We start from the raw sequence: 21,372 nt of genomic DNA, 5'->3' as shown, positions 1-21,372 counted from the left end.
CGTACATTACATTTACAGATATCACTTTATTCTGGAACTAACCAAACAGAGAAGAACATAACATTTTGGAAATGAAGGATGAAATAATGCGGCAACAGGATGTAATTCTCAGGCAACTGACAGAAACAGTAACAGATCTTATCGAACCTGTAATCCCTTATCTGGTTATCGGGTCTAAAAAAGCGGCTGAAGAAGCTCGCAAAAAAGCAGGGCCTGAGGTCTGGGCGGTTAAGAAAAAGTTGTGGGAAAAACTGTGTTCGAGAGAAAGTCCTGAGTTGAAAGAAGCCGCAGGAGATATGGTAGTTGCACCCTCCGACCCGGAGGTAAAGCAGGTTTTAATCCGGAAAATTATAAACTCGTTTGAAAAAGACCCGGATTTAGCTAAAGAAATTTCATCTTTTATCGAAGATGAGCTAATACAGAGAATGAGGGCTGAACAGAGGATGGGAGCCGAAGATGGTTCGGTCAAGTTTATAACCCAAAATTCAAGTGAGAAAACCAGAGTGCTTGAAGAATTTAATAAGCTGTTTGAAGAATTCACAGCAAAAAAAGGTACTGTCAGTACTGTTCAGGATTTAGAGCAGTTAGAAGCCGGGTCCGGAAAAGAAGAAATTATGGAAAAAGCCCTTGACTTTGCCTCCCGGATTCAATACGGAGATTTACGGTCCCAGGCCCTTTCCCTGCTTGTTCCGTATCTGAAGGGGCCAGAAAAGGTAAGACTAATTGAAAAAGCCCTTTATTCTACCTCCAATATTCAGGATGAAGACGAAAGAGCCAGAGTCCTTTCTTCGCTTGTCCCTCATCTGAAGGGGCCTGACAGAGAAGAAATTATTGAAGATATCCTTGATTTCTCTCCCCACATTCAATATGGGGATGCAAAATTCCAGATCCTTTCCTTGCTTGTTCCGAATCTCGAAGGCTCCGGAAATGAGGGACTTATGGAAAAAGCCCTTGAAATGGCAGCCGGGATTCAATCCGAATATCAACGGGTTCAGTCTTTTTCTTTGCTTGTCCCACACCTGAAAGGGCAAAGAAAAGAGGAAATTATAGAAGAAGCCCTTGAATTGGCTTCCAACCTTAAAGATAAAGACATGAGGCCCCAGGCCCTTTCATTTATTGTTCTGCATCTGGATGAAACAAGGAAAAATGAACTTTTTGAAAAAGCCCTTGAGATGGCAACCGGGATTAAATCCGAGTCTCGGAGGGCTCAGGCGCTTTTTTCGCTTGTTCCGTATATGGTAGGTCTATGAAACTAGGGTAATTATGTTGGTTTGTTTCCCGAATGATATTTGAATGATATTTAGTACTGTTTTCAGATCAACAAAGCAACCTCAAGGTTTTTTGTTTTTGGGTACCGGGACTCTCACCGGCCGACGAAGGAGGCCAGCCTTTCCCTCCAAATAAAAAGAAAGAGATGTCACAAGGTTAATCGTAGACGAGGACGTGCTGGCAGCAGTTGTGCAACTGCAGGACTGAAAGTATAATCATTGAATAAGTGGCATTGAAACATCATCATTAAATAAGCGGTGTGGCAGGAAATTTCAATTGTTTGAAACCTTTGCCTCCGCTACCTTTTATAGCCTTACTTTTCAGCTTCTTCTTCTTTTCTTATTTTGCTGGAAGCCCCCGGCCCCTTTTCTGCTGTGCCGGAAGCCTTCCATCGCGCATACGTAGCCTTTTCTGCTGCAAGTTTGTAAAGCTCCTTAATCGGGTCTTCTGCTTCGAAAAGCTGGGGAAAGTCATGCCCTAGCACCTCCATAGCCCTCTGGACAATATAGTCACATCTTTCCCCTGTCAGGCTCTTGATGTCCTCCCGAACTTTTTCACCATCGGTCTGCTGGTGAAAGATCCGTGCCAGGATGTCTGCCGCACTTCCCCGTACATAGTTGTCTCCCTTTCGTGCAATTCTGATCAGGTCGTCCCAGACCTTCTCCCGGTCTTCCTGGTAGGGGTATACTAAAATCAGTGCATCCGAGGTCATTTCCCGGACATTTTCATACTTGCTCCCCGCAAGGGCTGTAAAATCACCCCAGACCTTTGTTTTGTCAGGCATGGAGGGAAAAAGCAAAATCAGAGCTTCCATCGTTTGCTCTCTTGCGTAAGTGCTTTCTTTTCCGGTTAACCAGAGAAGTTCGTCCCAGGCCTTCCTTTTGTCCGGGACATGGGCAAATGAAGAAACGAGGGACAAAACAACAGCTTCCCAGGTCGCCTGGTTCTCTGTTCCGATCAACCCCATAAAGTCTTTCCAGGCTTCTTCCCTCTCCTTTTCCGAAAGTTCCGGGAAAACCGTTTCAAGATAAGAGGCTGCCTTTTCCTGCACAAGGCTGTCTTCAGAAGCAGTTATTTCGACCAGGTCAGTCCAGATCTGTTTCATGTCCGTAACGTACGGAAAGATTGAAGGAAGGAAGTTGATAACCTCCCATCTGACGGTTTCCGGCACAGAAACCGATTTTGCAAGCCCGGCAAGTTCGTCCCAGGATTTTTTCCTGTCAGGTACGAGAGGAAAAACGGCTTCAAGGACATTAATTGCCTTTTCCCGTACAGTTTCATCGTTATCGGAACAGAGCCTTAAAAGGTCATCAAAAGCCTGCTGTCGGTCCGGGAGGGATTCAAAACCGGCACCGAACTGTTCTAAGGCATTGATTCTTTCATCTGAGCTTGAGCTAAAGGTTTTAGTGTGTATGCCTGCTTGGTCTACCAAGATTCCCACCAACAATTTCCTGTGTTCCTTTTTATTTCCTTATTATAGTTGAGCGGGATTTTTATTAAAGATATTGTTTCCGGGTTTTTTCGTTTTGCTTTTCGGGTCCGGAGGTTTTCACCGGCCGACGAAGGAGGCCAGCCTTTCCTGTAAAATTGAAAAGAAAAAGAGATTGAATTCTAAAACTGCGAAGGCTTTTTTTCAACTTTCTACTTCGTTTTTACAGGTCGATTTTTATTTTTTTCCCAAAATAGACTCCCATAAATTTGTCGTCTATACACGATAAAATCAGCGAATTTTATCGACTATACTCGATAGATATGTAAGCAGGAACGTGAGATAAACGGCTTACTGGTCGGGATGAAGAACTTCAAGATGAAAGAGGGAACTATCATCACATCGGATGTTTTTGATGAGGAGCTTGTTGATGGTAAGAGGATAAGGTATGTGCCGTTGTGGTACTGGCTGCTTGAAGGGGGGTGGGGAGAAGAGTGTCGTTAAGAAGAATATGCTGGCGCGGTTGTGTAACTGGTGGACTGGAGAAATCGGTGCGTTTTTTTGGATTGTTTTTTGGGTACCGGGGTTCTCACCGGCCGACGAAGGAGACCGGCATTTCCCTAAATTTTGTTAAATTCTGCTCTATGACATATGTCTCATTTTCTAATAAAAACTAAAATTGCTATGGCCGATATAGAAGAGAATATGGGCTGAAAAATCAAACGGACTTGCTGAAGTAAAAAGGTTATCTATAAAAGCGTTAAATGAACATATTCTGGCATATAAACAAAGAGATTGATGGTAATTTAATGAAAAACCTGAACCACAAACAAAGAGCTCTTCTTTACACCATAGACAAACTCCACGAACGAGACTTGTCTTCCAGGTTCATGATAATGAAGAGTCTTTTTTTATTAGCTCATATGGAAAAAATTGACAAGCTAATAAAATTCTATAATTTTTTCCCTTACAGTTACGGACCTTTTTCCAACGTATGCTATACTGATATCTCCAGCCTGCAAAAAGAGGGCTATATTATCGAACAGGAAAAACGGTTTGAATTAACTGAAAAAGGGAAGACATTCCTAAAAGGCATGAACCCGAAGGTAACTCTGAAAATAAAAAGAGTTGCTGGGAAGTTTGATTCTGATAAAGAAATTATGGCATACGTATACCGAAAGTTTCCTGATTATACGGTAAAAAGTAAACTTCTTCACCCTCAAGAAGAGAAAAAACAAGAACCTGGTCAAGAGCCCGGCCTCTTCACTATAGGATATGAAGGAAGAGACATCGACTTTTTCCTTAATGTCTTAATCCAGAATGCCATAGATATTCTTGTAGATGTCAGGAAAAACCCCTTCAGTATGAAGTTCAATTTCACAAAAAATAAGCTTAAAGGTTACCTCGAAAATTCAGGAATTCAATATCTCCACATCCCCGAACTTGGGATAGAAGGAGAAAAAAGAAAAGACCTTACTACCCTCAAAGATTATGAAAAACTGTTTGAGGACTACGAGAAAACCACAATAAAAGAAAACCCCAAACTTCTGGATAAAATAGTGGAATTAAGCCAAAACCACCGTGTTGCATTAATGTGTTTTGAAGCAGATATAAACATGTGCCATCGTGGAGTCATTGCAAGAAATATAGCTCATAAAGAAAATGTGGAAGTATTAAATATTTGAAATACATAAAAGCCATGTAAAACTATTTTTCTATTTTTTGGAGGCTTTTCTTGATAAAGTATCTGGAAAAAATCATTTCAATATCACAATTTACGAATTTCATCTATTACCATTTGTGCAGACTTTATTGAAGAAATAGTAATCCCTTTTTTAATTTGAGCATCCAGATTATAATCTGCATTGTTTCTTCTATCTCTTAGACTAAAAAGGAGATTACTTATAAAGGAATTTTTGTTCTTCATATAGTCAATTACTTTTTTGTGCACATTAGAATCAGGAGGAAAATTGTAACCTGCAGATTCCAGATAGCTTCTTGTAACTAAAAAAGCTGCATAATAAGCCCGACTTATGGACGTCCTGTACTTTGACTCATCCTCATAGTTTGGATCTTCGGATAATGCAGAGGACAAACTCAGGAGAAGGCAGGGATCAAAAGGCATGTAAATCAAGAATGATAAAGTTTAATTTTCAGCTTCTTCTAACACAATTACAGGTTTTCCGTATTTTTCGAGAACCTCTTTATCCACATCTCTAATTAAATATATTCTTTCTCTTACACTTTCATCTATCTCTTTCCATAACTCAAAAAATCTTTCATAACTTATATAATCCATTGAAAGTAATTTTATAGTAATAACAAATTCGTTCCAATCTGGAACTTCTAAGTCTCTAGAGATTTGCACACTTATCTCAACATTATCTTTTTGCTCAAATTTAGTTAGCTGGAAATATATTTCAGACAATATTTCATTCAAAAATCTATTGAAATATTTATTCTTTATCTCTTTTATTTCTGGACTGACACTTACAGAATTTAATGAATTAGATATAGTAGAACTTTCGTAAGCAGAAGTATTAGGATCCTCGTGAGGCTTTATAAGGCTAATTAATTGTTTTAGAGGTAATAAATACTCTTTCATTTCATCTTTGAAAGATATTGGACTATATTCTGTAAAATCTGTGGAATAAGTGGAAGCACTTTCAGTTAAGCACGTGCCGAAAACATTTTGTGCGACATCTAAAGTATTAATGCGTGATTTTTTGCGAAAGTTATTATTCGTTGCAATATCAGTCGAATACATGCTCTTATCCTAATTGTTTCATCAAAGTAATAATCTTCAAATCCAGACTCTCAAAAAATGTTTGCACATTCTCCATTTCTCTTGATTGATACTGCAGTTTTGCTCTAAATTTAGTATTTTGGCTTGTAGGATTTGGCTCAATCATTACACTAAAAAAAGTATTCTTCAAACTATTTTCTCCACCTAGTCGAATACCAGTTACACCCCAGTTATGCACATCTTTAACAGGAAACGAGTTACTGTCTATGCTCACAGTCTGATTTAGAACGTTAAGAGGTTTGTCATCTGCTTTTACGATAATTGTTGCAAGAACTTCGAAAATTACAACCAAATTTTCAATTTCATATTCTAAATCAATTAACATATTCATAATTTCTTTGAATATTTCTGACACATCTTCTGGCTTTGTACCAATAACATTGAGTGCTTGCGCTATTTTGTTGAATTCAATCTTTGTATTTTTTTTAGTTGCCAAGATCTCTATCGGATTCTTGATTAAATAGCTCTCTTCATCCTGAGATTCACTTTTTGTTGAATATCCAGCAGCTCCTAATTTTTCTTTTAATCTGGATTTTAGAATATCAAAATTTGTTGCTGGATTCAATTTACTGCCTATATGATATGGCTCATATGAGTCTACTTGCAAAATAATCACCAAAAATATTCAAGAAAATCCTTATTTTGAACTCAATATGGCTTTCATGTGGGATAAATATTACTTAAATTTGTTCAAATAATTTAAATTTGAATTTTTGATCTGGAAATCTGTATAGTTATAGTTTTTGAATTCCGAGAAATTGAACGGCCATGAAGTAGTTTCTCTTATCTGAAAAAGAAGAAAAGAGACTGAATACAAAACACATATTCATGCGTCTTCGGTTAAGAGAGGAATCATGATAAATTGCCCAATTTCCACAAAATCTCTCAAAAACATATATTGGTATGAAGTTGGAACAAGGTATCGATTTTAGTTTCGGTGTTCAAAATTTGAGATTAATTTTTGCTCTAAAATCGATAGCATACAGGTAAGAAAATTCCTTAACCGATGACCAATGAACACATATTATCTTTTCTACTCTTTTTTCCCTTTCCCTGCTTTTATTTTTTCAATCAAAACCTTCGCCGTCTCATAATCCCTGCCTTCCCTTCTTGCAATCTCAGCCTCTATCTCAACAAGTTCACCAGAAAATACCTTTGCAAGAATGGATTGTCTGAGTTTTTCAGTTTTTTCTCTTGCCGCTGCAACTTTTGCTTCAATTGAGTCAGTAAAGGCAAAGAGGGCATCAACACGCTTGACTATCTCATGTTGTTCAGGGAGAGGGGGAACAGGCAAGGGTAAATTTTTCAAATCTTTGATGTTGATACCCGTATATGCAACACCTTTTGTCATTTCCGAAAGCCAATTTTGACTCCATTTGGATGCGATAGTGTAACTAAAGAAATGACTATTTAATCCACTTATTAATGGAATGACTGCGACTTCCCGTGAAATATTAAATCCAGCCATATCTTGGGGAACAACAGCAACTCCTCCTAATGTACCTCGAACAGTTACTAGAATTTCCCCACCTTTTAAAAAGGTACGAGAATAATTCGATGCAATCTCTGGAGATATACACTTAACGTGATTTTTATCGATTTTTAACCAGCGAACATCAGATGAGCGTAATGTTGGAATTCCATCTTCAACGGGCTGTCCAAGTTTTATGACTCCGTAAGTCACTGCTCTATTGTTGTCACAGAGATTATGGCATCTAGACAACTTCCATTCTTCAGGTATCGATTGTGGAATTATTGGATCATAGTCGCTTGGCGCATAAGCGTCAAAATTTTCAATGGGTAAGATATTCAAGAAATCTGTGCATCCCAATTTTTGTTTATTTTCTTCTCTCCATGCCTCCGTTAATCTTCCATCACACGCAGCCGCAAGCACCGATTGCCTGAACTTCTTCAAAATTCCCGGCACCCTGTCAAGCTTCTCATTTGTTGCGTCCAGACGGGCGAAAAGTGCTTCAATCGCTGAAACGATGCGATGCTGTTCAGCAAGTGGAGGAAGAGGAACGGTACAGTTAGATAATTTCTGAAAATTAACTCTAGGTAATTGTACTCCAGATGAATTGTTATTTGCATAATCTACCACTTCTGGGGTAGATAAAAATCTCATCAAATAACGATTATCAAGATTTGGAGTTGCTTTAAATACCAAAATGTCGGTTGAACAAATACCTTCAAAATCGGGTATACAAACCTTATTTAAATATGGTCGCAGCTTTCCGTAGAGAATATCCCCTCTACTAAATACTGTTTTTGTACTTTTTATATCTCCGGCAACCCCATATCCGTTTATTTGACATTTATGTGATTCGATATGTTCCAATCCAATATATTTTAAAGTGGGATTCTCTGATGGTTCTATTTTTTCTTTTGAAGGTGTAACCAACTCTCCAAGTGAAACAAGCCCCCATCCCTCAGGCAGTTCACTCTTCTGCTGCATACCCATTCCCCATCAAATCAAGAATAGCATTTAGTTCACCCACCGCCGCTTCAAGCTCATCAATTGCCTCCGCTGCAAGCTCTTCAGGATCGGGCAGGTCGTCGGTGTCGCTTAAGGAATCGTCCCGGAGCCACTTCAGGGAGTCGATTTTGTAGTCACGGGCTTTGAGTTCGGAGATATGGAAGGTGTGCCAGCGGTCTTCCTGAGAGTCTTTTTCGTCGCGTTTTGCCCTGCCGTTGGGGTCGGAGCCGAAGCACTTTTCAAATTCTGCAAAGTGTTCTTTTGTGAGTGGGCGGTCTTTTTTGGTGATCTTCGGGACATTGGTCCGGCAGTCGTAGACCCAGGTGTGGTCTGTGGGGATGCCTTTTGTGAAGAAGATCACGTTTGTTTTGGTGCCGGGGGAATATGGGGTGAAGGTGCCGTCCGGAAGACGCAGGACAGTGTGGAGATCGCAATCTTCACAGAGCACCTTGAAAACCTCGCCTGCCTGGTCGGCAAAAAGCACATTGTCAGGGACGACAATTGCGGCTCTGCCGCCGGGTTTTAAGATTGTCATGACGTGCTGGACGAAATTGAGCTGCTTGTTTGAGGTTTCGATAACAAAATCCTCACGGACAGGAGCCTGGTTTGCGCCTTTTGTCCCGAAAGGGGGATTTGTAAGCACCACATCAAACCGCTTCGACTCCGGAAGTTCATAGATGGAATCTCCGAGTTTGATTTCGGGTTCAATCCCGTGCAGATAGAGGTTCATAAGGGCAAGCCTGCGCGGGCGTTCCACAAGTTCCTGCCCGAAATAGGTGCTGTAGCGGATGAGTTTTGCAAGGTCGCGGTCAAGGGCTCCGCCTGCGGTTATAGTTTTCAGCCATTCATAGGCACAGACAAGAAAACCGCCTGTTCCGCATGCAGGGTCTATAATTGTAAAATCCCGGTGGCTTCGGGGATCGGGTTTTGTGCACCTTACTATTGACTGGATTACAATCCTGGGGGTAAAGTACTGTCCGGCACCTTTTTTGCCTTCACTTGCCGCTTTTTCCAGAAGCCCTTCAAAAGCCTCAGCTTTGACATCAATATCAAGCCCTGTCCATTCGGTTTCATCGATAAGGGTAATGATCTTTTTAAGGCTCACAGGGTTGTGAAAACGAGATAGAGCCCCGGCAAAGATGTCGCCAAGGAGACCCTCTTCTTTTCCAAGCGTCCTCAGCAAATCGGTATAATGCTCTGTGAGTTCGGTTCCTGACATTTTTTTCAGGGATTGCCAGTCGCAGGCGTCAGGGAGTTCAATTTCCCGCTCATCTGCCATCTTCAAAAAAAGCAGGTATGTAATTTGTTCGATGTAGTCTCCGTAATCGATACCTTCATGCCGTAAAGTATGGCAAAAACCCCATAATTTCTGTACAATATCGCTCATGCTGCAACTGCCCTATTAAATTCTGAAATCAAAGTTGAAAGCTGGCCTTCAAAAACACGGTTAGCCTTATTCCATCCACCGTAATCGGAAAACACAGGAATTAATTCAAAGTCCTCTTTATCAATAGAGAGGTTTGCAATCAAATGCGACCTGATGCGGTCAAGCCATAAATGCTGATCAGGTGTAAAATGTTTTCCCACGGTTACTTTGTCAAAAGCAAGGCTAACACGCTCTTCAGCCGTCAAGAGTGTCTCTTCTTCATGAGCAGCGTGTTTGATCATCGAAATAATATCCACGAGCGCCTTGTTGTAACTTACCTTATGGGCTCTCTGCAGGTTCTCAATAGTAAACCGCTGCTGGGAAGATTCAAGCTTCTCTTTCAACTCTCCAAGAGCATCCGTACTCCAGTCCTGAGGACGATCAAGAAGAATACCGATTGCAGCAATCTTTTCAGAATTCTCTTTTACAAATTCGGAAAAAATACTCAGATAATCTTTCGGTTTATACTCATTACCTGAAGCATCCCTCACTATCCAGGTGGATGAAATCACATCCCTTATTGCATAATCCACAAGGAAGGTTTTTGGTGGTCTGGGATAATTCTCAAGCAGATTCAAAAAGTCAGGATTCCTCAGGGTTTCCATAGTTCCTGTGAAGTCCTCTGAAAGGTGCCTTTCAAGCGAGATTGCAAAACGGTTCAAATCGCCCTTTTCTACAAAAGCGCTGAACATGTCCCGAGCTTCCCCGCTCATTTCCTTATCAATTCTGTTGAGCCGTTTTGTCAGGACACGTACATTGTAAGCCCTGTCCCGGTTATTCCAGATATCCTCAATAACCTTTTTTACAGGTTTTACTTCCTTTTTGGGCGGTTCAGCTGTCACACCGGTAACCCCTTTGAAATAATCAAAAAGGGTTCCACCAAAGCAGTCAAAAACAACAAAATGTGACTTATCTGGATAATGTTCCCCTTTGCGTGTACCGCGTCCAATCATCTGTTCAAAAAGAATACGGGACTTAACAGATCTCAAAAACACAATATATTCAATATCCGGAACATCAACCCCAGTTGATAGAAGATCAACAGTTACTGCAATTCCCGGCTCTTTTCTGTTTCTGAACTCCCTGATTCTTTGCAAAGGACGGTCAACTTTGCCTGTAATCTTCTGGACGAACGAATCTCCTCTGCCAAAGATATCTCTTGCCAGATCAACTATCTGGTCAGCATGAGATGAAGAATTTGCCAGGTCCTGCACGGCAAAAATCAGAGTTTTTGGGAAACGTCCGTATCTTTCTTCATGCTCTTCAGCATAACGTTTGATCTCTTGAAGGATTTTCTTGTTAGAATCAATATTTGTGATTTCCTTCTCAATCTTCTCAGCTGAGAACTCACGTTCGTCTTCAAGCATGTCTATTTTACTTTGCCCGGTTTCAGAATCTATAACCCCGACCATTTCCCCTTCACGAAGGAATATTCCATTCATGCGGACGCCGGATTCCACTCCAACAATATCATAATCAACCAGATATCCATCTCGAACAGCCTGTTCATAACCGTACTTGTAAACAGGATCTCCAAAGTATGCGGAAGTATGAGCAGCAGGCGTGGCCGTTAGCCCTACTTTGATGGCATCAAAATGATCAAGAGTGTCTCTCCACACTGAAACTTCCTGTGCAGAATAACCCCTGTGGCATTCGTCAGCTATGATAAGGTCAAAAGCGTGTATCGGAATATCGAGTTTACCTGCGTCCTCATCCTCTGTCTCGTCACTGCATGATATTACAGAGCCTTTTCCAAACAGGTTAATGGACATCCGCTGGATTGTGGACACGTACACAAAGCTGTGCTCTGGCTTTGGGGCTGTGAGGTAAACTTCAGGGATCAAATTTGAATCAAAAGATTCATTTTCATCCAGGTCGCCTCTTTGAAACCGCTGGCTGTAAACCTCATAGGTTTTATCAAATTTCAACCCCTGCTCGGTTTCAAAAGATGAAAAAGCCCTGACAGCCTGTGCAGCAAGCGCTCTCCTGTCAACAAGAAACAGGACTCTTTTTGCAACCCCTGCCTTCATTAAACGGTAAATGAGATTGACAGTCGTAAACGTCTTCCCGGTTCCGGTAGCCATTGCAACCAGCATTGTCCGTTTCCGATCAGCAATAGCATGCCCTATAGCATCACAGGCCTCACACTGATATGGTCTCATTCTTGTGTTATCAGGTATATCAAAAAATTTGGTACTTCTCTCTTCAAAGTCATAATTTAACTTCTCAACCAGAGCCTCATGCGTATGAAACCCGGATATTTGTCTCGAACGGCTAAGAGCATGACGAACATCATGATGACGGATCTCTTTTCCGTTTGTGGAATATAAAAAAGGAACTCTGTACCCGTTAAAATTGAATGGATTATCAGGAAGTCCGCGTGAATATCTTTCAGCCTGCGTTAAAACACTCTGTGTACCAGACTTTACCTTCTTTGCCTCAACGATTCCGAGGATTTTTCCCCCCACACAAAGCGCATAATCTGCTGGTCCAGACTCAGTAGGATATTCCTTTATCGCACATTTATTGTAATCCTTTTGCTCTTTAGTCTTATCGTAGGAAACGATATCCCACCCTGCAGCAACAAGCATTGGATTTATGAGCTTTTTCCGCGTTTCAGATTCATTGAGGTCAACCATTGTGCATCATCATAATTAGTGGGCTTTTGTTATGGGAAGCTAAACTTTATCACATATCTATTTATTTGTATAAATAAGTTGGAGTTTTTGTATTGTTTTTAATGCTATAATCATAATTTTTTAAGTATAATTTATTCTGTGCATTCTTTTTGGCAAAGAAAAAGTCGCTTCACGAGCGGGATAGTTCTCTTTAAATTAAAATTTAATATTTAACCATATAATGAGCTGATCCCAAAACTCAAAATCGATTATTTAAATCTTATATTTTGAGAATTAATTGAGTTTCAGATCATGAAAACTGTTCTGAAACTTTTGATTTGAGAATAAAATTAGTTTTGGAATGAGCTCAAGACAAAAATTCACGAATATAAAAGAAAATTCCTTTTATATATTATTTGATATCAAATCATAAATTTTATATAGACTGTACATAATGACTTGTGTATCTCTTTTATCAGTTTTAAAAAAGCTACTTTGTCAAAGATATAGATTTATTCGTAATCGACAAATAATTGGTCCATATATAGTTTTCTGTAAAAGAGACTATGCTATTACTTAGTCAGACAAGAGAATCAGTAACTTGAGAATTACTACGAAATTTGTTTAGATGCCGTAAGAATTCTTATATCAGGTGGTCTCAAAATCAGATTTGAATTTACTATTGAACAATAAGTAAGGTTAACTTCAAGTATATAGGCAATTAGGTCGAAATTTAGATTTCAATTAATTTTATATTAATATATATTATGTAAATTATAAAAACGGATCGACTTTTAAAATAGTTTGATTCTGTAACTTTATTCTTTTGGTTTAGCTTTACTATATAAACTATAATAATATCAAAGAAATTTGCTTCAAGAAGTGAATAAATAGTATCATCAATTTTTTTGTCCAATTTAAGTTGTTACAGAAAATTAAGTGTTGAGATGAGTTACATGGGTGTTCCACAGTTTGATATCCCACAATTTGATATTTCCCAGATTAATATTTCACAGATGGACATCTCAGCTATAATAGTTGCTATTATCGTCATATACTATACAATAAAAATTTATGAGTTAAAGGAAAAACAATCTATTCTTGAGATGGATCTGGCAGAGATTGAGAAAGAAATTTCTACTACTAAACTAGAATCATTGAAAGAACAATCAAATTATACTGATCTATCTCTTCAGATTTATAACATCAAGAAGGAACAATCCGAAATTGAGAGACAAATATCTACTAAAAATTTAGAGTTTTTGGAAACAGAACATAAATTCAAAACCCATACTTTAAGCGAAGTGCAAAATATTACTAACGACATTTCTAGAGACATTTCAAAAAGGATAATTGATGATCCAACATGGTTAGACAGATTCATGGATGAAACTGGGGCAACTTACGTAGGATCTGTTTATGGAAAAAGAATAAAACATTTTTATTATGAGAAAAAAATTCTTGCAAAAGCAGCTCTTGATAGTATAGAGTCTGATTTTAGAAATAATAATAATAATAATATTAAGTATTGCCTTGTAATTGATTCTGGAACAACGATGTACCATATTTTTCACGAGATATGTGAAAGAATGCGAGATGAAAAGTCTAAAAATATATGGGTAAATAGAGTTTATATCATTACTAATAACTTACCGGGTGTTCAATACTTAATGAAGAATTGTAAAGAAAATCCATCAAATGACTACTCTGAAATTGCAGTAAAATGTTTTCTTCTACCAGGGAAAACTCTTTCAGTATATGCAGCTGTCGCATGCAAAGAAACTGTAAATTGGTTATCAAATATTGATAGTTTTTTGCAAAGCGAATGGGATTGTAAAAAAGATGGTTATCAAATTATAAGTTTTATAACAGCTAATTATATTTCACGCCATCCTCTAACTGACGAAACAGATGCATATGATGCATATTATCCAGTCGCAAGAGGAGAAGGGCATATTGAAGTCAAAGAAGCAATGGTAAAAGTAAGTGATAAAATATTTTTAATATCCCCATTACTAAAATTTTCACTTGCAGACGTTGGTCTTCTAAATGAGGTAAATGGATTTAGTATTCCCAGATCAGATATTACAGAAGCAAGATTACATCCCTCAGAAGTGGAATATGAAGAAATTCCGATTACAGATCGAGATAAGTGTATCTTCTTTACAACATCTAGAAAAGGAGAACCATTTTCCAAGTTTAGTGACTCTCTCCGGGATAACTTAATAGGTGGCTATACTGATAAAAATGTGATAATGGTAGATTTTGACCTAAAAAACTATATCCCAAACGTTAAAGATTACCCCCATCTTGAGATTGAAAGAGAAATACCCCATGAGATATTAAGAACTAGATACATTAATGGGTCCAATATTTGGGACATGAATTGGGTTTCAGCTCAGGAGATGAGAAGACGCAACAGAAAATCTTCATGATAAGAAGGATATGACATCTTTTTCAAGATATTATGTACAGATTTATCTATGACTTATTTTCTTGAATTGGTGACTAATGATTGCCTTTTTTAATTTTTAGTGAGTTGGTATTTATGTGTAATTGAAACTCAAAATTAACTTCAATAAACTGATTTTTGTAAACTGAGCAGTACAAATTTAGAAGAATATATTTTTATTACAACAGGGCAAGGTTATCATTGAGATCTTTTGAAACATGGCCACTTATCCAGAAAAATAATAATTGAAAATATCTGTAGAATATGGACTGAGAGCAATCTCCCATACACCTACACTTTTAATTAAAAATCAGTGACTTTTGAATGACTGGCAATTTTCTAAAACCGGAAAAATTATCAAGGGCGTTGTAAAGGGAATTTTAACCAACTCTTCAACTTATCCGCATGGAATAAAAGTTCAATTAACGGATGGGCAGGTTGGAAGGGTAAAGGAAGTTTATTAAAAATTTACAGGATTTCTCTTTTTAAACATCAATTTTTAATTTCATACCAGATTATAGTTTGTTCTGCGCCTGAATTTATTCTTCCTATACAGGAAAAACCGCTTTACATCGTAAACGGAAAAAAGCCAGTATGAAATCTTACTATTCATACTGGCTTTTATTCTCCTGAGCAAAACAGCCACAAACCTCAGAATACAATTCGGTGGGTCAAACCGGCCTGAAGAACCTTAAGACTTCTATCCATCAAACCGGGCTTGCTTTTGACTAAATCCAATATTTATAAGGCAGCCGGAAAGGCTACATTATATACTATATACAGACTTGCAGAAATTGCGACAAGGGTTTCAAAAGCTGTAAATCTTCTCATTCTGTTCCTGCCGGTGGTCACTGTCCTGTATACGGGAAGCCCGGGGATGAGGGGCACCTTTCTCGTTGAAGCCCCAAATAAAATGGCTCCAATGACCATAAGTACTGTCGAAATGATCATTGTCTTGAAAAAGAGAGGTTGTTCGGTAGGGTGTGTCATTCCTGAAACCAGCTTGACATTCGTATTGAAATTTGCATTGTTTATTCTGATCTGGTGTATTCCTGATGATTCTGGTATAAATACCGTAGAGAATTCTATATGCTCCCCAGGTTTATCATATCCTCCAAAACCTTTTTGCCAGGAGTATTCTTTGTTTTGCGGGTCAACAATGGCGATGTTCAAAAGTTCTGTTTTGCCCTGTTCCAATGTTGAAAGCATGAAAGTTACCGGTTCGTCTTCTGTCAACATGACACTTTCATCAATATCATGGGACAGTCCCATTGAAGCGCTTAAAACTTCTTCTCCTGTAATAAACCCTGCTACAGGGACAGAAACTATCAAAAATACAAAATTAAATATGACAATCAGGAAAACAATATTAATAATTGAGTTAATGGATTTTCCAATCACTGACATTTGTCTCGCCACCTGAATATTTATACTCATCCGTATTTAGAATTCCTAATCTTTGATCTCAAAATCGGGACTCGTAGAGAGATAATTCCAGATGACAGATCCGGATAGGTAAAAATTCGTATCATATACTTTAGGTAAAATTATCCATTAACATATAAAAAATATTGCACCTGATGCCGGCATTTCATTGAAAATATTATGTTTCGGTTTTGAACCCCGCCACCATTGACTCTTATATATATACCATAATTACTGACCACAATGAGGATCAGGAACTATTAAAGCAGGATCAGAGAAAACAGGATCAGAGAACGCAGGATCAGAGAACGCAGGATCAGAGAAAGCAGGATCCGAGAACGCAGGATCAAAGAAAGCAGGATCAGAGGGTCGGTAAAATTACCCCGGGAGTTGTAAAAAGAATACTAACCAACTCTTCAACTCATCCTCATGGAATAAAAATTCAATTAACGGATGTGCAGGTTGGAAGGGTAAAGGAAGTTTATTAAAAATTTGTAGGACTTCTTGTTTTAAACATCACTTTTTAATTTCATCGAGGAAATGATATAATGAACTGAACTTGAGGGGAAGAAATAAGAGGAAAGAATAGAAAGAGGAAAGAATAGAATTGGCAGATTTCTCCTTAAATAATACGTCTAATGATACTCTATTCCTATCCTTTCCGGGCACTGAAAAATTATTTTTTCCGTTAATTTTTCTTGAACATCTGTTTTGCCATGGCAACCCTCATCTCCAGATCAGGCCCTTCAAGTTCTTCTGAAACGGATTCAAGAATCGTTGGTATATCAAGGTGCTGGGGACACTTTTCAAGGCACTGTCCGCATTGCACGCATTGGGAAGCAAATCCGGGCTTTCCGCCGGATAGGGTACCACTCAACCCTACTGCATACATGAACTTTGTCTCGTCTGCATTGCCGAACATGTGCAGGTTGTTGTATGCGTCAAAACAGGCCGGAATATCCACTCCTTCCGGGCAGGGCATACAATAGCGGCATCCTGTGCAGCCTGCTTTCATGATTTCGCGGTACTTTTGCTCTACTTTCTTTACCAGCAGCAGTTCAGCTTCATTCAGAGAATTTGGATATGCTTTATCTGCTACCGCAAGGTTCTCTTCAATATGGGTTTCCTCATTCATCCCGGAGAGGACAACCGTTACTTCAGGGTGGTTCCATACCCAGCGAAGTCCCCATTCTGCAGCTGTCCGTTTTACCGGAGCCTCATTCCAGATCTCTTCCACAGCAGGAGGTACGGGACTGGCGAGTTTTCCTCCTCGCAGAGGTTCCATAATGATAACTCCAAGACCTTTTGAAGCTGCATACTCAAGCCCTTCTGTGCCTGCCTGGTTCTTTTCGTCCAGGAAGTTGTACTGAATCTGGCAGAAGTCCCAGTCGTACCCATCTACTATCCTCCTGAAGTCTTCTCCCGAGCCGTGGAAGGAAAAGCCGGCATTGTTGATCCGACCGTCAGCCTTTGCTTTATCAAGAAAATCGGCCACTCCGAGCTTTTCGACCTTGTCCCATAAGGGTCCCACAAGCGTGTGGATGAGGTAATAGTCTATGTGGTCCGTGTTGAGCTTTTCAAGCTGGGCGTTCAGGAATTTATCCATGTCCTCGCGGCTTTCGACCATCCAGGAAGGGAGTTTTGTAGCAAGTTTGACCTTCTCCCGGTATCCGTCCGCAAGTGCGCGTCCTAAAAAAGGCTCGCTTGCTCCCATGTGGTAGGGCCATGCCGTATCAATATAGTTCACTCCGTGGTTGATTGCATAGCGGACCTGGTTTCGGGCTCTTTCCTCATCTATCGTCCTATCCTCTTTCAAGGCGAGACGCATACACCCAAAACCCAGTATTGAGAGTTCGTCTTCGTTCTTTGGCATTTTTCTATACAGCATTTTTAATTCTCCTGAAATCTTTGAAATATTTAATCGGTTCCTGATTGATCTTTTTATTGACTGCTTATTTTTTGGGATAAATTGATCCGCAATCTTTGTACCTGATGCAATCTTTGTACCTGATTGACTGATCACTCATAAGCGGGTGAATAAATTATTTTCCAGCCAGACCTCTCCAGATAATCTGAAATCCGTCTTCGATAAGCTCGTTTTTATCCTGTGACGGATCTGAATTAAGGATAAGATTCACAACTGCTCTGCTGCCCTGATAAAACATTGAAATGGTCAGCTCCGGGGAAAAGTCTTTGATCTCTCCTGTTTTTATTCCTTCATTCACAAGATTACGGAGGAAGACATATTCTTTCATAACTTCTTCACGCGTAAACTTTGTTATGTAAGGGGATGAACAGAACTGGTCAACAAAAAGGAACTCTTCCTGATTGTCTATTCCCCATTTAATTAAATTTGACCAGAGTCTCTTTAACTTGTCCTGAAAGCTACTTTCAATCTCGATTCCATTCCCCATGCTGCGGCTTAACTTCCCCTTTACCTCAAAATACAGGCTATTTATCTCCCGAAGCGGGAAGACTCCTTCCTCGGACAATCCGGTAGAACCGGATTGGACAGGTGGGAGATGAGAGCGTCAACTTCCCCACAATCCGAAGATAATAATTTCGTATATCTCCATATAGTTACAAAGAGTATATTATAAAGATGCTTCGAGGTAACAGATACCGAATTTACCCTAATAAGGAGCAAAAATCTCTTATGGAAAAACACTTCGGTAGCTGTCGTTTTGTCTATAATAAACTCCTTGAAATCAAATCGTTAATGTATAAAAAATTCAGAATAAGTCTCTCGGAATTTGACCTTAATAATTACCTCTTAGTTTTGAAAGAAGTGTATCCCTGGTTGAAAGAAGTTAATGCAGGAGCATTGCAACAAGCAAGTAGAAACCTTAATTCAGCGTTTAATCATTTTTTCAAAGATGAATTAAGGTATCCTCAAAAGAAACACAAGAAAGATCACCATTTTTCCTTTCAAATTCCTCAACACTATAGCATTAACTTTGCAACTTCCAAAATATTGTTACCGAAGTTGGGTTGGATAAAAGTTAAGATGCACAGACCGCTTTTTAAAGAAATGGAACTAGAAAGCGATATTATTAAACATGATAATAATGCTGAATTTCTGAGAACATTAACTGTTTCCAGAACTCCTACAGGGAAATATTATGTTAGTATTTTAACTGAGGATGGAGAAAAACTTCAAGAAAAACAAGAATATTCTCATGCTACAATGGTAGGGGTAGATGTAGGAATTAATACTTTTGCCGCCTGTTCTAATGGGGAAAAAATAGATAATCCTAGATTCTTGAAAGCTTCTTTGCAGAGGTTAAAATTCTTACAAAGGGAAGTATCAAGGAAAGTAATAGGATCAAATAACCGGAGAAAAGCAGTAAGAAAATTGGCGTTAATTCATGAGAAAATAAGTAACCAGAGACATGATTTTCAACATAAAGTTTCAACTAAGCTAATAAGCGAAAACCAAGCAATAGCTGTAGAAACTTTAAATATTAGTGGAATGAAAAAGAACCACAAATTAGCGCAAGCAATATCAGATTCAGCATGGAGTAGTTTTGTGCAGAAGTTAATGTATAAAGCTGAATGGGTTGGAAAAACAATAATAAAGATAGGTCAATGGGAACCTTCCTCTAAAAATTGTAACGTTTGTGGTTATCATAATTCCGAATTAAGTTTAGATATTAGAGAGTGGCAATGTCCTGAATGTGGAACTTTCCATGATCGAGACATTAATGCCGCTATCAATATTAAGAAAATTGCTGTAGGGACTACAGTTTGAGCCTGTGGACTTGGAAAAAACGGCAACCGCCAAGTATGAAGCAGGAAGCTCCTTCCTCAAAAACTTGAGCTATTAAGCGAAAGTTTTAGGGAGGGGTAGTTCACGAGGTCTTCCTTTGTAGGGAAGTAGTTAAAGAGAGTGCCTGTGGCTACACCTGCTTCTTTTGAAATCTGAGCAGTGGAGGTGCCATGAAAACCTCTTTCAGTGAAAAGTTTCAGGGCTGTTTCTATGATGGCTGTTCTTTTGTCCTCAACCTGTTTTTTCATATTTTATCTCTTTAATTGACTGATTAGTCAATCCATTATTTGCATAAATATTTTCCGTATAGGATGATTAAGATCAGATAAAAACCAGATTCAGTGAAAAACAGATTAAATATTAAAGGCTATTCAGGAAACGAAGACTATTTTGAGAAAAAGAAAGCAATTCTGAAGAGCAAGAAAACCATATAGAAATCGTCGTTAGTTGATGGTTATTTGCCACCAGGTAAAACGAAGATAACTGAAATCCTTAAGATAAAAACCTGTTAATGGGATATGGGACACCTGATATTTGGGATTGAGTTTAGATGGATATGAGTTTGGGATATATATTAGAAAAAGATTTTTCTCAGATGCCCTATAATATTTAGTCCTTCATCACATATAAAAATAATGAAATAATCTTGCTTTATTACTTTTCTGGCAGTATTGTAAGAATAAATAGAAATCCAGACAGTACGAACAAATGCCGTACCTGCCCGAAATCCTGACCGATATTATAACACGTCATTCAGGGCTCTTGCAGCCGCGTAAACGCTTCCAACCCCAAAAATATACTGGGTTATTCTTATTGCTTCCATAACCTCTTCTTTTGTAGCCCCTGCCTGCATTGCCTGGACTGCCAGGTTCTTCACGCCGTCCACTGCGCCGCTAGCTGCATCAAGCGCCATTGCAATAAGAAGCTTGTATTTCATGGGCATTCCGCCTTCTGAAAATGCAAGTTCACGCGTACTTTCGAGAAGCTTGAAAAATTCGGGATCTTTATCCATAATGACCTGCAGTGGGTTTTCTGACAATTTATCGTCTCCTTATAGGTATTTTCCGGAAATTCCAATTACTCTAATATACCTCTAACATAATACATTCTACAAATAATGTGGTGTTGCAGCAGCCTTATAAAAATACTTTTAACCGGGGTCAGAGACTTCCGTGTTCCCTTTGAAGTTCATAAGTTATTATTCCTTCACCAGGGTTGGCTTCTTTAAAAAGAAAACCGTTCTTTTCCAGTACACGGATCGAAGCCTCCAGGTAGGGATACGTATGTGCTATGATGCAATCTTTTTTGAGGCTGGAAAAAGCCCACTGTAACATTGACCGGACAGCTTCTGTTGCATATCCTTTGTTCTGGTAGTCGGAAAGCATGGAATACCCTATCTCAAGGGTTTCGTCCTCATGAACAAGAAATCCCCCATTTCCTATCAGGACAGGCAGTTCCGATCCTTCCTTATGCAGGAGCCAGTAGAAAGTCCAGATTTTTCGGTCTCTTGCCTGCATCCACCCTATAAACTCTTCGATTACTTCAGGAGTTATCTGGTCAGGGGGCCATTCCTGCGGGACATTCGCATTAAGGGTAAAAGCAAATGCCGGGCGGTCATGCAGCTCAAGAAGATATAGTTTCATAGTCGCAGGAGCCAGAGACATCCTTTCGGTGTTAATAGGAGAAAGAATCAGGGGCATGC

At 39.0% G+C, this 21,372-nt stretch carries 20 protein-coding genes and 1 pseudogene; 8 read left to right on the top strand and 13 right to left on the bottom strand.

Translation table 11 applies throughout. The annotated features are described in order from the left end of the window. Window positions 1-86 precede the first annotated feature (86 nt). Window positions 87-1,250 carry a hypothetical protein gene (locus PHF18_RS04005; RefSeq protein ID WP_300098654.1) on the top strand — a complete coding sequence of 388 codons (1,164 nt, stop codon included), beginning with the start codon at window positions 87-89 and terminating at the stop codon, window positions 1,248-1,250. 332 nt (window positions 1,251-1,582) lie between these two features. On the opposite strand, the gene PHF18_RS04000 is transcribed toward PHF18_RS04005, so the two are convergent. Further along, window positions 1,583-2,701: a hypothetical protein gene (locus tag PHF18_RS04000; protein ID WP_300098651.1), complete on the bottom strand. Its 1,119-nt coding sequence runs from the start codon at window positions 2,699-2,701 to the stop codon at window positions 1,583-1,585. Between the two features lie 375 nt (window positions 2,702-3,076). On the opposite strand from PHF18_RS04000, the gene PHF18_RS03995 reads away from it, so the two are divergent. Both PHF18_RS03995 and PHF18_RS03990 read left to right on the top strand, forming a co-directional pair. Beyond that, complete coding sequence (locus PHF18_RS03995) at window positions 3,077-3,202, top strand: hypothetical protein (RefSeq protein WP_300098648.1); 126 nt, start codon at window positions 3,077-3,079, stop codon at window positions 3,200-3,202. A 305-nt stretch (window positions 3,203-3,507) separates the two neighbouring features. Continuing rightward, window positions 3,508-4,383, top strand: coding sequence for a DUF488 family protein (locus tag PHF18_RS03990; protein ID WP_300098645.1), 876 nt, complete (start codon window positions 3,508-3,510; stop codon window positions 4,381-4,383). Window positions 4,384-4,466: 83 nt separating this feature from the next. On the opposite strand, the gene PHF18_RS03985 is transcribed toward PHF18_RS03990, so the two are convergent. From PHF18_RS03985 to PHF18_RS03960, 6 genes are all read right to left on the bottom strand, one after another. Continuing rightward, window positions 4,467-4,823: a HEPN domain-containing protein gene (locus tag PHF18_RS03985; protein ID WP_300098642.1), complete on the bottom strand. Its 357-nt coding sequence runs from the start codon at window positions 4,821-4,823 to the stop codon at window positions 4,467-4,469. A gap of 21 nt (window positions 4,824-4,844) precedes the next feature. Further along, window positions 4,845-5,465 (bottom strand): hypothetical protein, encoded by a 621-nt coding sequence (locus PHF18_RS03980; protein ID WP_300098639.1) that lies wholly within the window; start codon window positions 5,463-5,465, stop codon window positions 4,845-4,847. A gap of 4 nt (window positions 5,466-5,469) precedes the next feature. Next, window positions 5,470-6,111 carry a hypothetical protein gene (locus PHF18_RS03975; protein WP_300098636.1) on the bottom strand — a complete coding sequence of 214 codons (642 nt, stop codon included), beginning with the start codon at window positions 6,109-6,111 and terminating at the stop codon, window positions 5,470-5,472. 426 nt (window positions 6,112-6,537) lie between these two features. Further along, window positions 6,538-7,959, bottom strand: coding sequence for a restriction endonuclease subunit S (locus PHF18_RS03970; RefSeq protein ID WP_300098633.1), 1,422 nt, complete (start codon window positions 7,957-7,959; stop codon window positions 6,538-6,540). Next, window positions 7,943-9,367 (bottom strand): class I SAM-dependent DNA methyltransferase, encoded by a 1,425-nt coding sequence (locus PHF18_RS03965; RefSeq protein ID WP_300098630.1) that lies wholly within the window; start codon window positions 9,365-9,367, stop codon window positions 7,943-7,945. The genes PHF18_RS03970 and PHF18_RS03965 overlap by 17 nt, the downstream gene beginning before the upstream one ends. After that, window positions 9,364-12,045: a DEAD/DEAH box helicase family protein gene (locus tag PHF18_RS03960; protein ID WP_300098626.1), complete on the bottom strand. Its 2,682-nt coding sequence runs from the start codon at window positions 12,043-12,045 to the stop codon at window positions 9,364-9,366. The genes PHF18_RS03965 and PHF18_RS03960 overlap by 4 nt, the downstream gene beginning before the upstream one ends. A 935-nt stretch (window positions 12,046-12,980) precedes the next feature. On the opposite strand from PHF18_RS03960, the gene PHF18_RS03955 reads away from it, so the two are divergent. Next, window positions 12,981-14,459, top strand: a complete 1,479-nt coding sequence (locus tag PHF18_RS03955; RefSeq protein WP_300098624.1) for a hypothetical protein — start codon at window positions 12,981-12,983, stop codon at window positions 14,457-14,459. A 337-nt stretch (window positions 14,460-14,796) separates the two neighbouring features. After that, window positions 14,797-14,940: a YwbE family protein gene (locus PHF18_RS03950; protein WP_300098621.1), complete on the top strand. Its 144-nt coding sequence runs from the start codon at window positions 14,797-14,799 to the stop codon at window positions 14,938-14,940. A gap of 277 nt (window positions 14,941-15,217) precedes the next feature. Here the strand turns inward: PHF18_RS03950 and PHF18_RS03945 are convergent, their stop codons facing one another. After that, window positions 15,218-15,883 carry a hypothetical protein gene (locus tag PHF18_RS03945; protein ID WP_300098618.1) on the bottom strand — a complete coding sequence of 222 codons (666 nt, stop codon included), beginning with the start codon at window positions 15,881-15,883 and terminating at the stop codon, window positions 15,218-15,220. Between the two features lie 277 nt (window positions 15,884-16,160). Between PHF18_RS03945 and PHF18_RS18055 the strand changes: the two genes are divergently transcribed. Continuing rightward, a complete protein-coding gene (locus tag PHF18_RS18055) occupies window positions 16,161-16,277 on the top strand; it encodes a hypothetical protein (protein ID WP_367279140.1) in 117 nt (38 codons plus the stop codon). Then, window positions 16,255-16,389: pseudogene (locus tag PHF18_RS18050) on the top strand (YwbE family protein); the annotation flags it as partial. The gene PHF18_RS18055 and the pseudogene PHF18_RS18050, both read left to right, overlap by 23 nt. A 200-nt stretch (window positions 16,390-16,589) precedes the next feature. Here the strand turns inward: PHF18_RS18050 and PHF18_RS03935 are convergent. Together PHF18_RS03935 and PHF18_RS03930 are read right to left on the bottom strand one after the other, a co-directional pair. After that, window positions 16,590-17,789: an aldo/keto reductase gene (locus PHF18_RS03935; protein WP_300098612.1), complete on the bottom strand. Its 1,200-nt coding sequence runs from the start codon at window positions 17,787-17,789 to the stop codon at window positions 16,590-16,592. Between the two features lie 154 nt (window positions 17,790-17,943). Continuing rightward, the gene (locus PHF18_RS03930; protein ID WP_300098609.1) at window positions 17,944-18,393 is read right to left on the bottom strand and encodes a TetR/AcrR family transcriptional regulator; all 450 of its coding nucleotides are present in this window, start codon (window positions 18,391-18,393) and stop codon (window positions 17,944-17,946) included. A 110-nt stretch (window positions 18,394-18,503) separates the two neighbouring features. Here PHF18_RS03930 and PHF18_RS03925 point away from each other — a divergent pair, with 110 nt between their 5' ends. Further along, entirely contained in the window at window positions 18,504-19,652 is a 1,149-nt protein-coding gene (locus tag PHF18_RS03925; RefSeq protein WP_300098606.1) for an RNA-guided endonuclease TnpB family protein, read from the top strand. A 56-nt stretch (window positions 19,653-19,708) separates the two neighbouring features. Here the strand turns inward: PHF18_RS03925 and PHF18_RS03920 are convergent, their stop codons facing one another. The 3 genes from PHF18_RS03920 to PHF18_RS03910 all read right to left on the bottom strand — a co-directional run bounded on the left by PHF18_RS03920 (window position 19,709) and on the right by PHF18_RS03910 (window position 21,370). Then, complete coding sequence (locus PHF18_RS03920) at window positions 19,709-19,918, bottom strand: TetR/AcrR family transcriptional regulator (protein WP_300098603.1); 210 nt, start codon at window positions 19,916-19,918, stop codon at window positions 19,709-19,711. A gap of 491 nt (window positions 19,919-20,409) precedes the next feature. Then, window positions 20,410-20,709 carry a carboxymuconolactone decarboxylase family protein gene (locus PHF18_RS03915; RefSeq protein WP_300098600.1) on the bottom strand — a complete coding sequence of 100 codons (300 nt, stop codon included), beginning with the start codon at window positions 20,707-20,709 and terminating at the stop codon, window positions 20,410-20,412. Window positions 20,710-20,830: 121 nt separating this feature from the next. Beyond that, entirely contained in the window at window positions 20,831-21,370 is a 540-nt protein-coding gene (locus PHF18_RS03910; RefSeq protein ID WP_300098597.1) for a GNAT family N-acetyltransferase, read from the bottom strand. Window positions 21,371-21,372 lie beyond the last annotated feature (2 nt).

Origin of the sequence: Methanosarcina sp. (assembly GCF_028693135.1) — an archaeon.
Lineage (GTDB): Archaea > Halobacteriota > Methanosarcinia > Methanosarcinales > Methanosarcinaceae > Methanosarcina.
This window is presented reverse-complemented; position numbering and strand designations above follow the sequence as displayed.

What these genes read in the sequence shown, in the direction of transcription:
- PHF18_RS03910 (WP_300098597.1), bottom strand. Translation starts at nt 21,370, where the DNA reads ATGCCCCTGATTCTTTCTCCTATTAACACCGAAAGGATGTCTCTGGCT.
- PHF18_RS03935 (WP_300098612.1), bottom strand. Translation starts at nt 17,789, where the DNA reads ATGCTGTATAGAAAAATGCCAAAGAACGAAGACGAACTCTCAATACTG.
- PHF18_RS03925 (WP_300098606.1), top strand. Translation starts at nt 18,504, where the DNA reads ATGCTTCGAGGTAACAGATACCGAATTTACCCTAATAAGGAGCAAAAA.
- PHF18_RS03970 (WP_300098633.1), bottom strand. Translation starts at nt 7,959, where the DNA reads ATGCAGCAGAAGAGTGAACTGCCTGAGGGATGGGGGCTTGTTTCACTT.
- PHF18_RS03945 (WP_300098618.1), bottom strand. Translation starts at nt 15,883, where the DNA reads ATGTCAGTGATTGGAAAATCCATTAACTCAATTATTAATATTGTTTTC.
- PHF18_RS03920 (WP_300098603.1), bottom strand. Translation starts at nt 19,918, where the DNA reads ATGAAAAAACAGGTTGAGGACAAAAGAACAGCCATCATAGAAACAGCC.
- PHF18_RS03955 (WP_300098624.1), top strand. Translation starts at nt 12,981, where the DNA reads ATGGGTGTTCCACAGTTTGATATCCCACAATTTGATATTTCCCAGATT.
- PHF18_RS03965 (WP_300098630.1), bottom strand. Translation starts at nt 9,367, where the DNA reads ATGAGCGATATTGTACAGAAATTATGGGGTTTTTGCCATACTTTACGG.
- PHF18_RS04005 (WP_300098654.1), top strand. Translation starts at nt 87, where the DNA reads ATGCGGCAACAGGATGTAATTCTCAGGCAACTGACAGAAACAGTAACA.
- PHF18_RS03985 (WP_300098642.1), bottom strand. Translation starts at nt 4,823, where the DNA reads ATGCCTTTTGATCCCTGCCTTCTCCTGAGTTTGTCCTCTGCATTATCC.
- PHF18_RS03960 (WP_300098626.1), bottom strand. Translation starts at nt 12,045, where the DNA reads ATGGTTGACCTCAATGAATCTGAAACGCGGAAAAAGCTCATAAATCCA.
- PHF18_RS03980 (WP_300098639.1), bottom strand. Translation starts at nt 5,465, where the DNA reads ATGTATTCGACTGATATTGCAACGAATAATAACTTTCGCAAAAAATCA.
- PHF18_RS03995 (WP_300098648.1), top strand. Translation starts at nt 3,077, where the DNA reads ATGAAAGAGGGAACTATCATCACATCGGATGTTTTTGATGAGGAGCTT.
- PHF18_RS03990 (WP_300098645.1), top strand. Translation starts at nt 3,508, where the DNA reads ATGAAAAACCTGAACCACAAACAAAGAGCTCTTCTTTACACCATAGAC.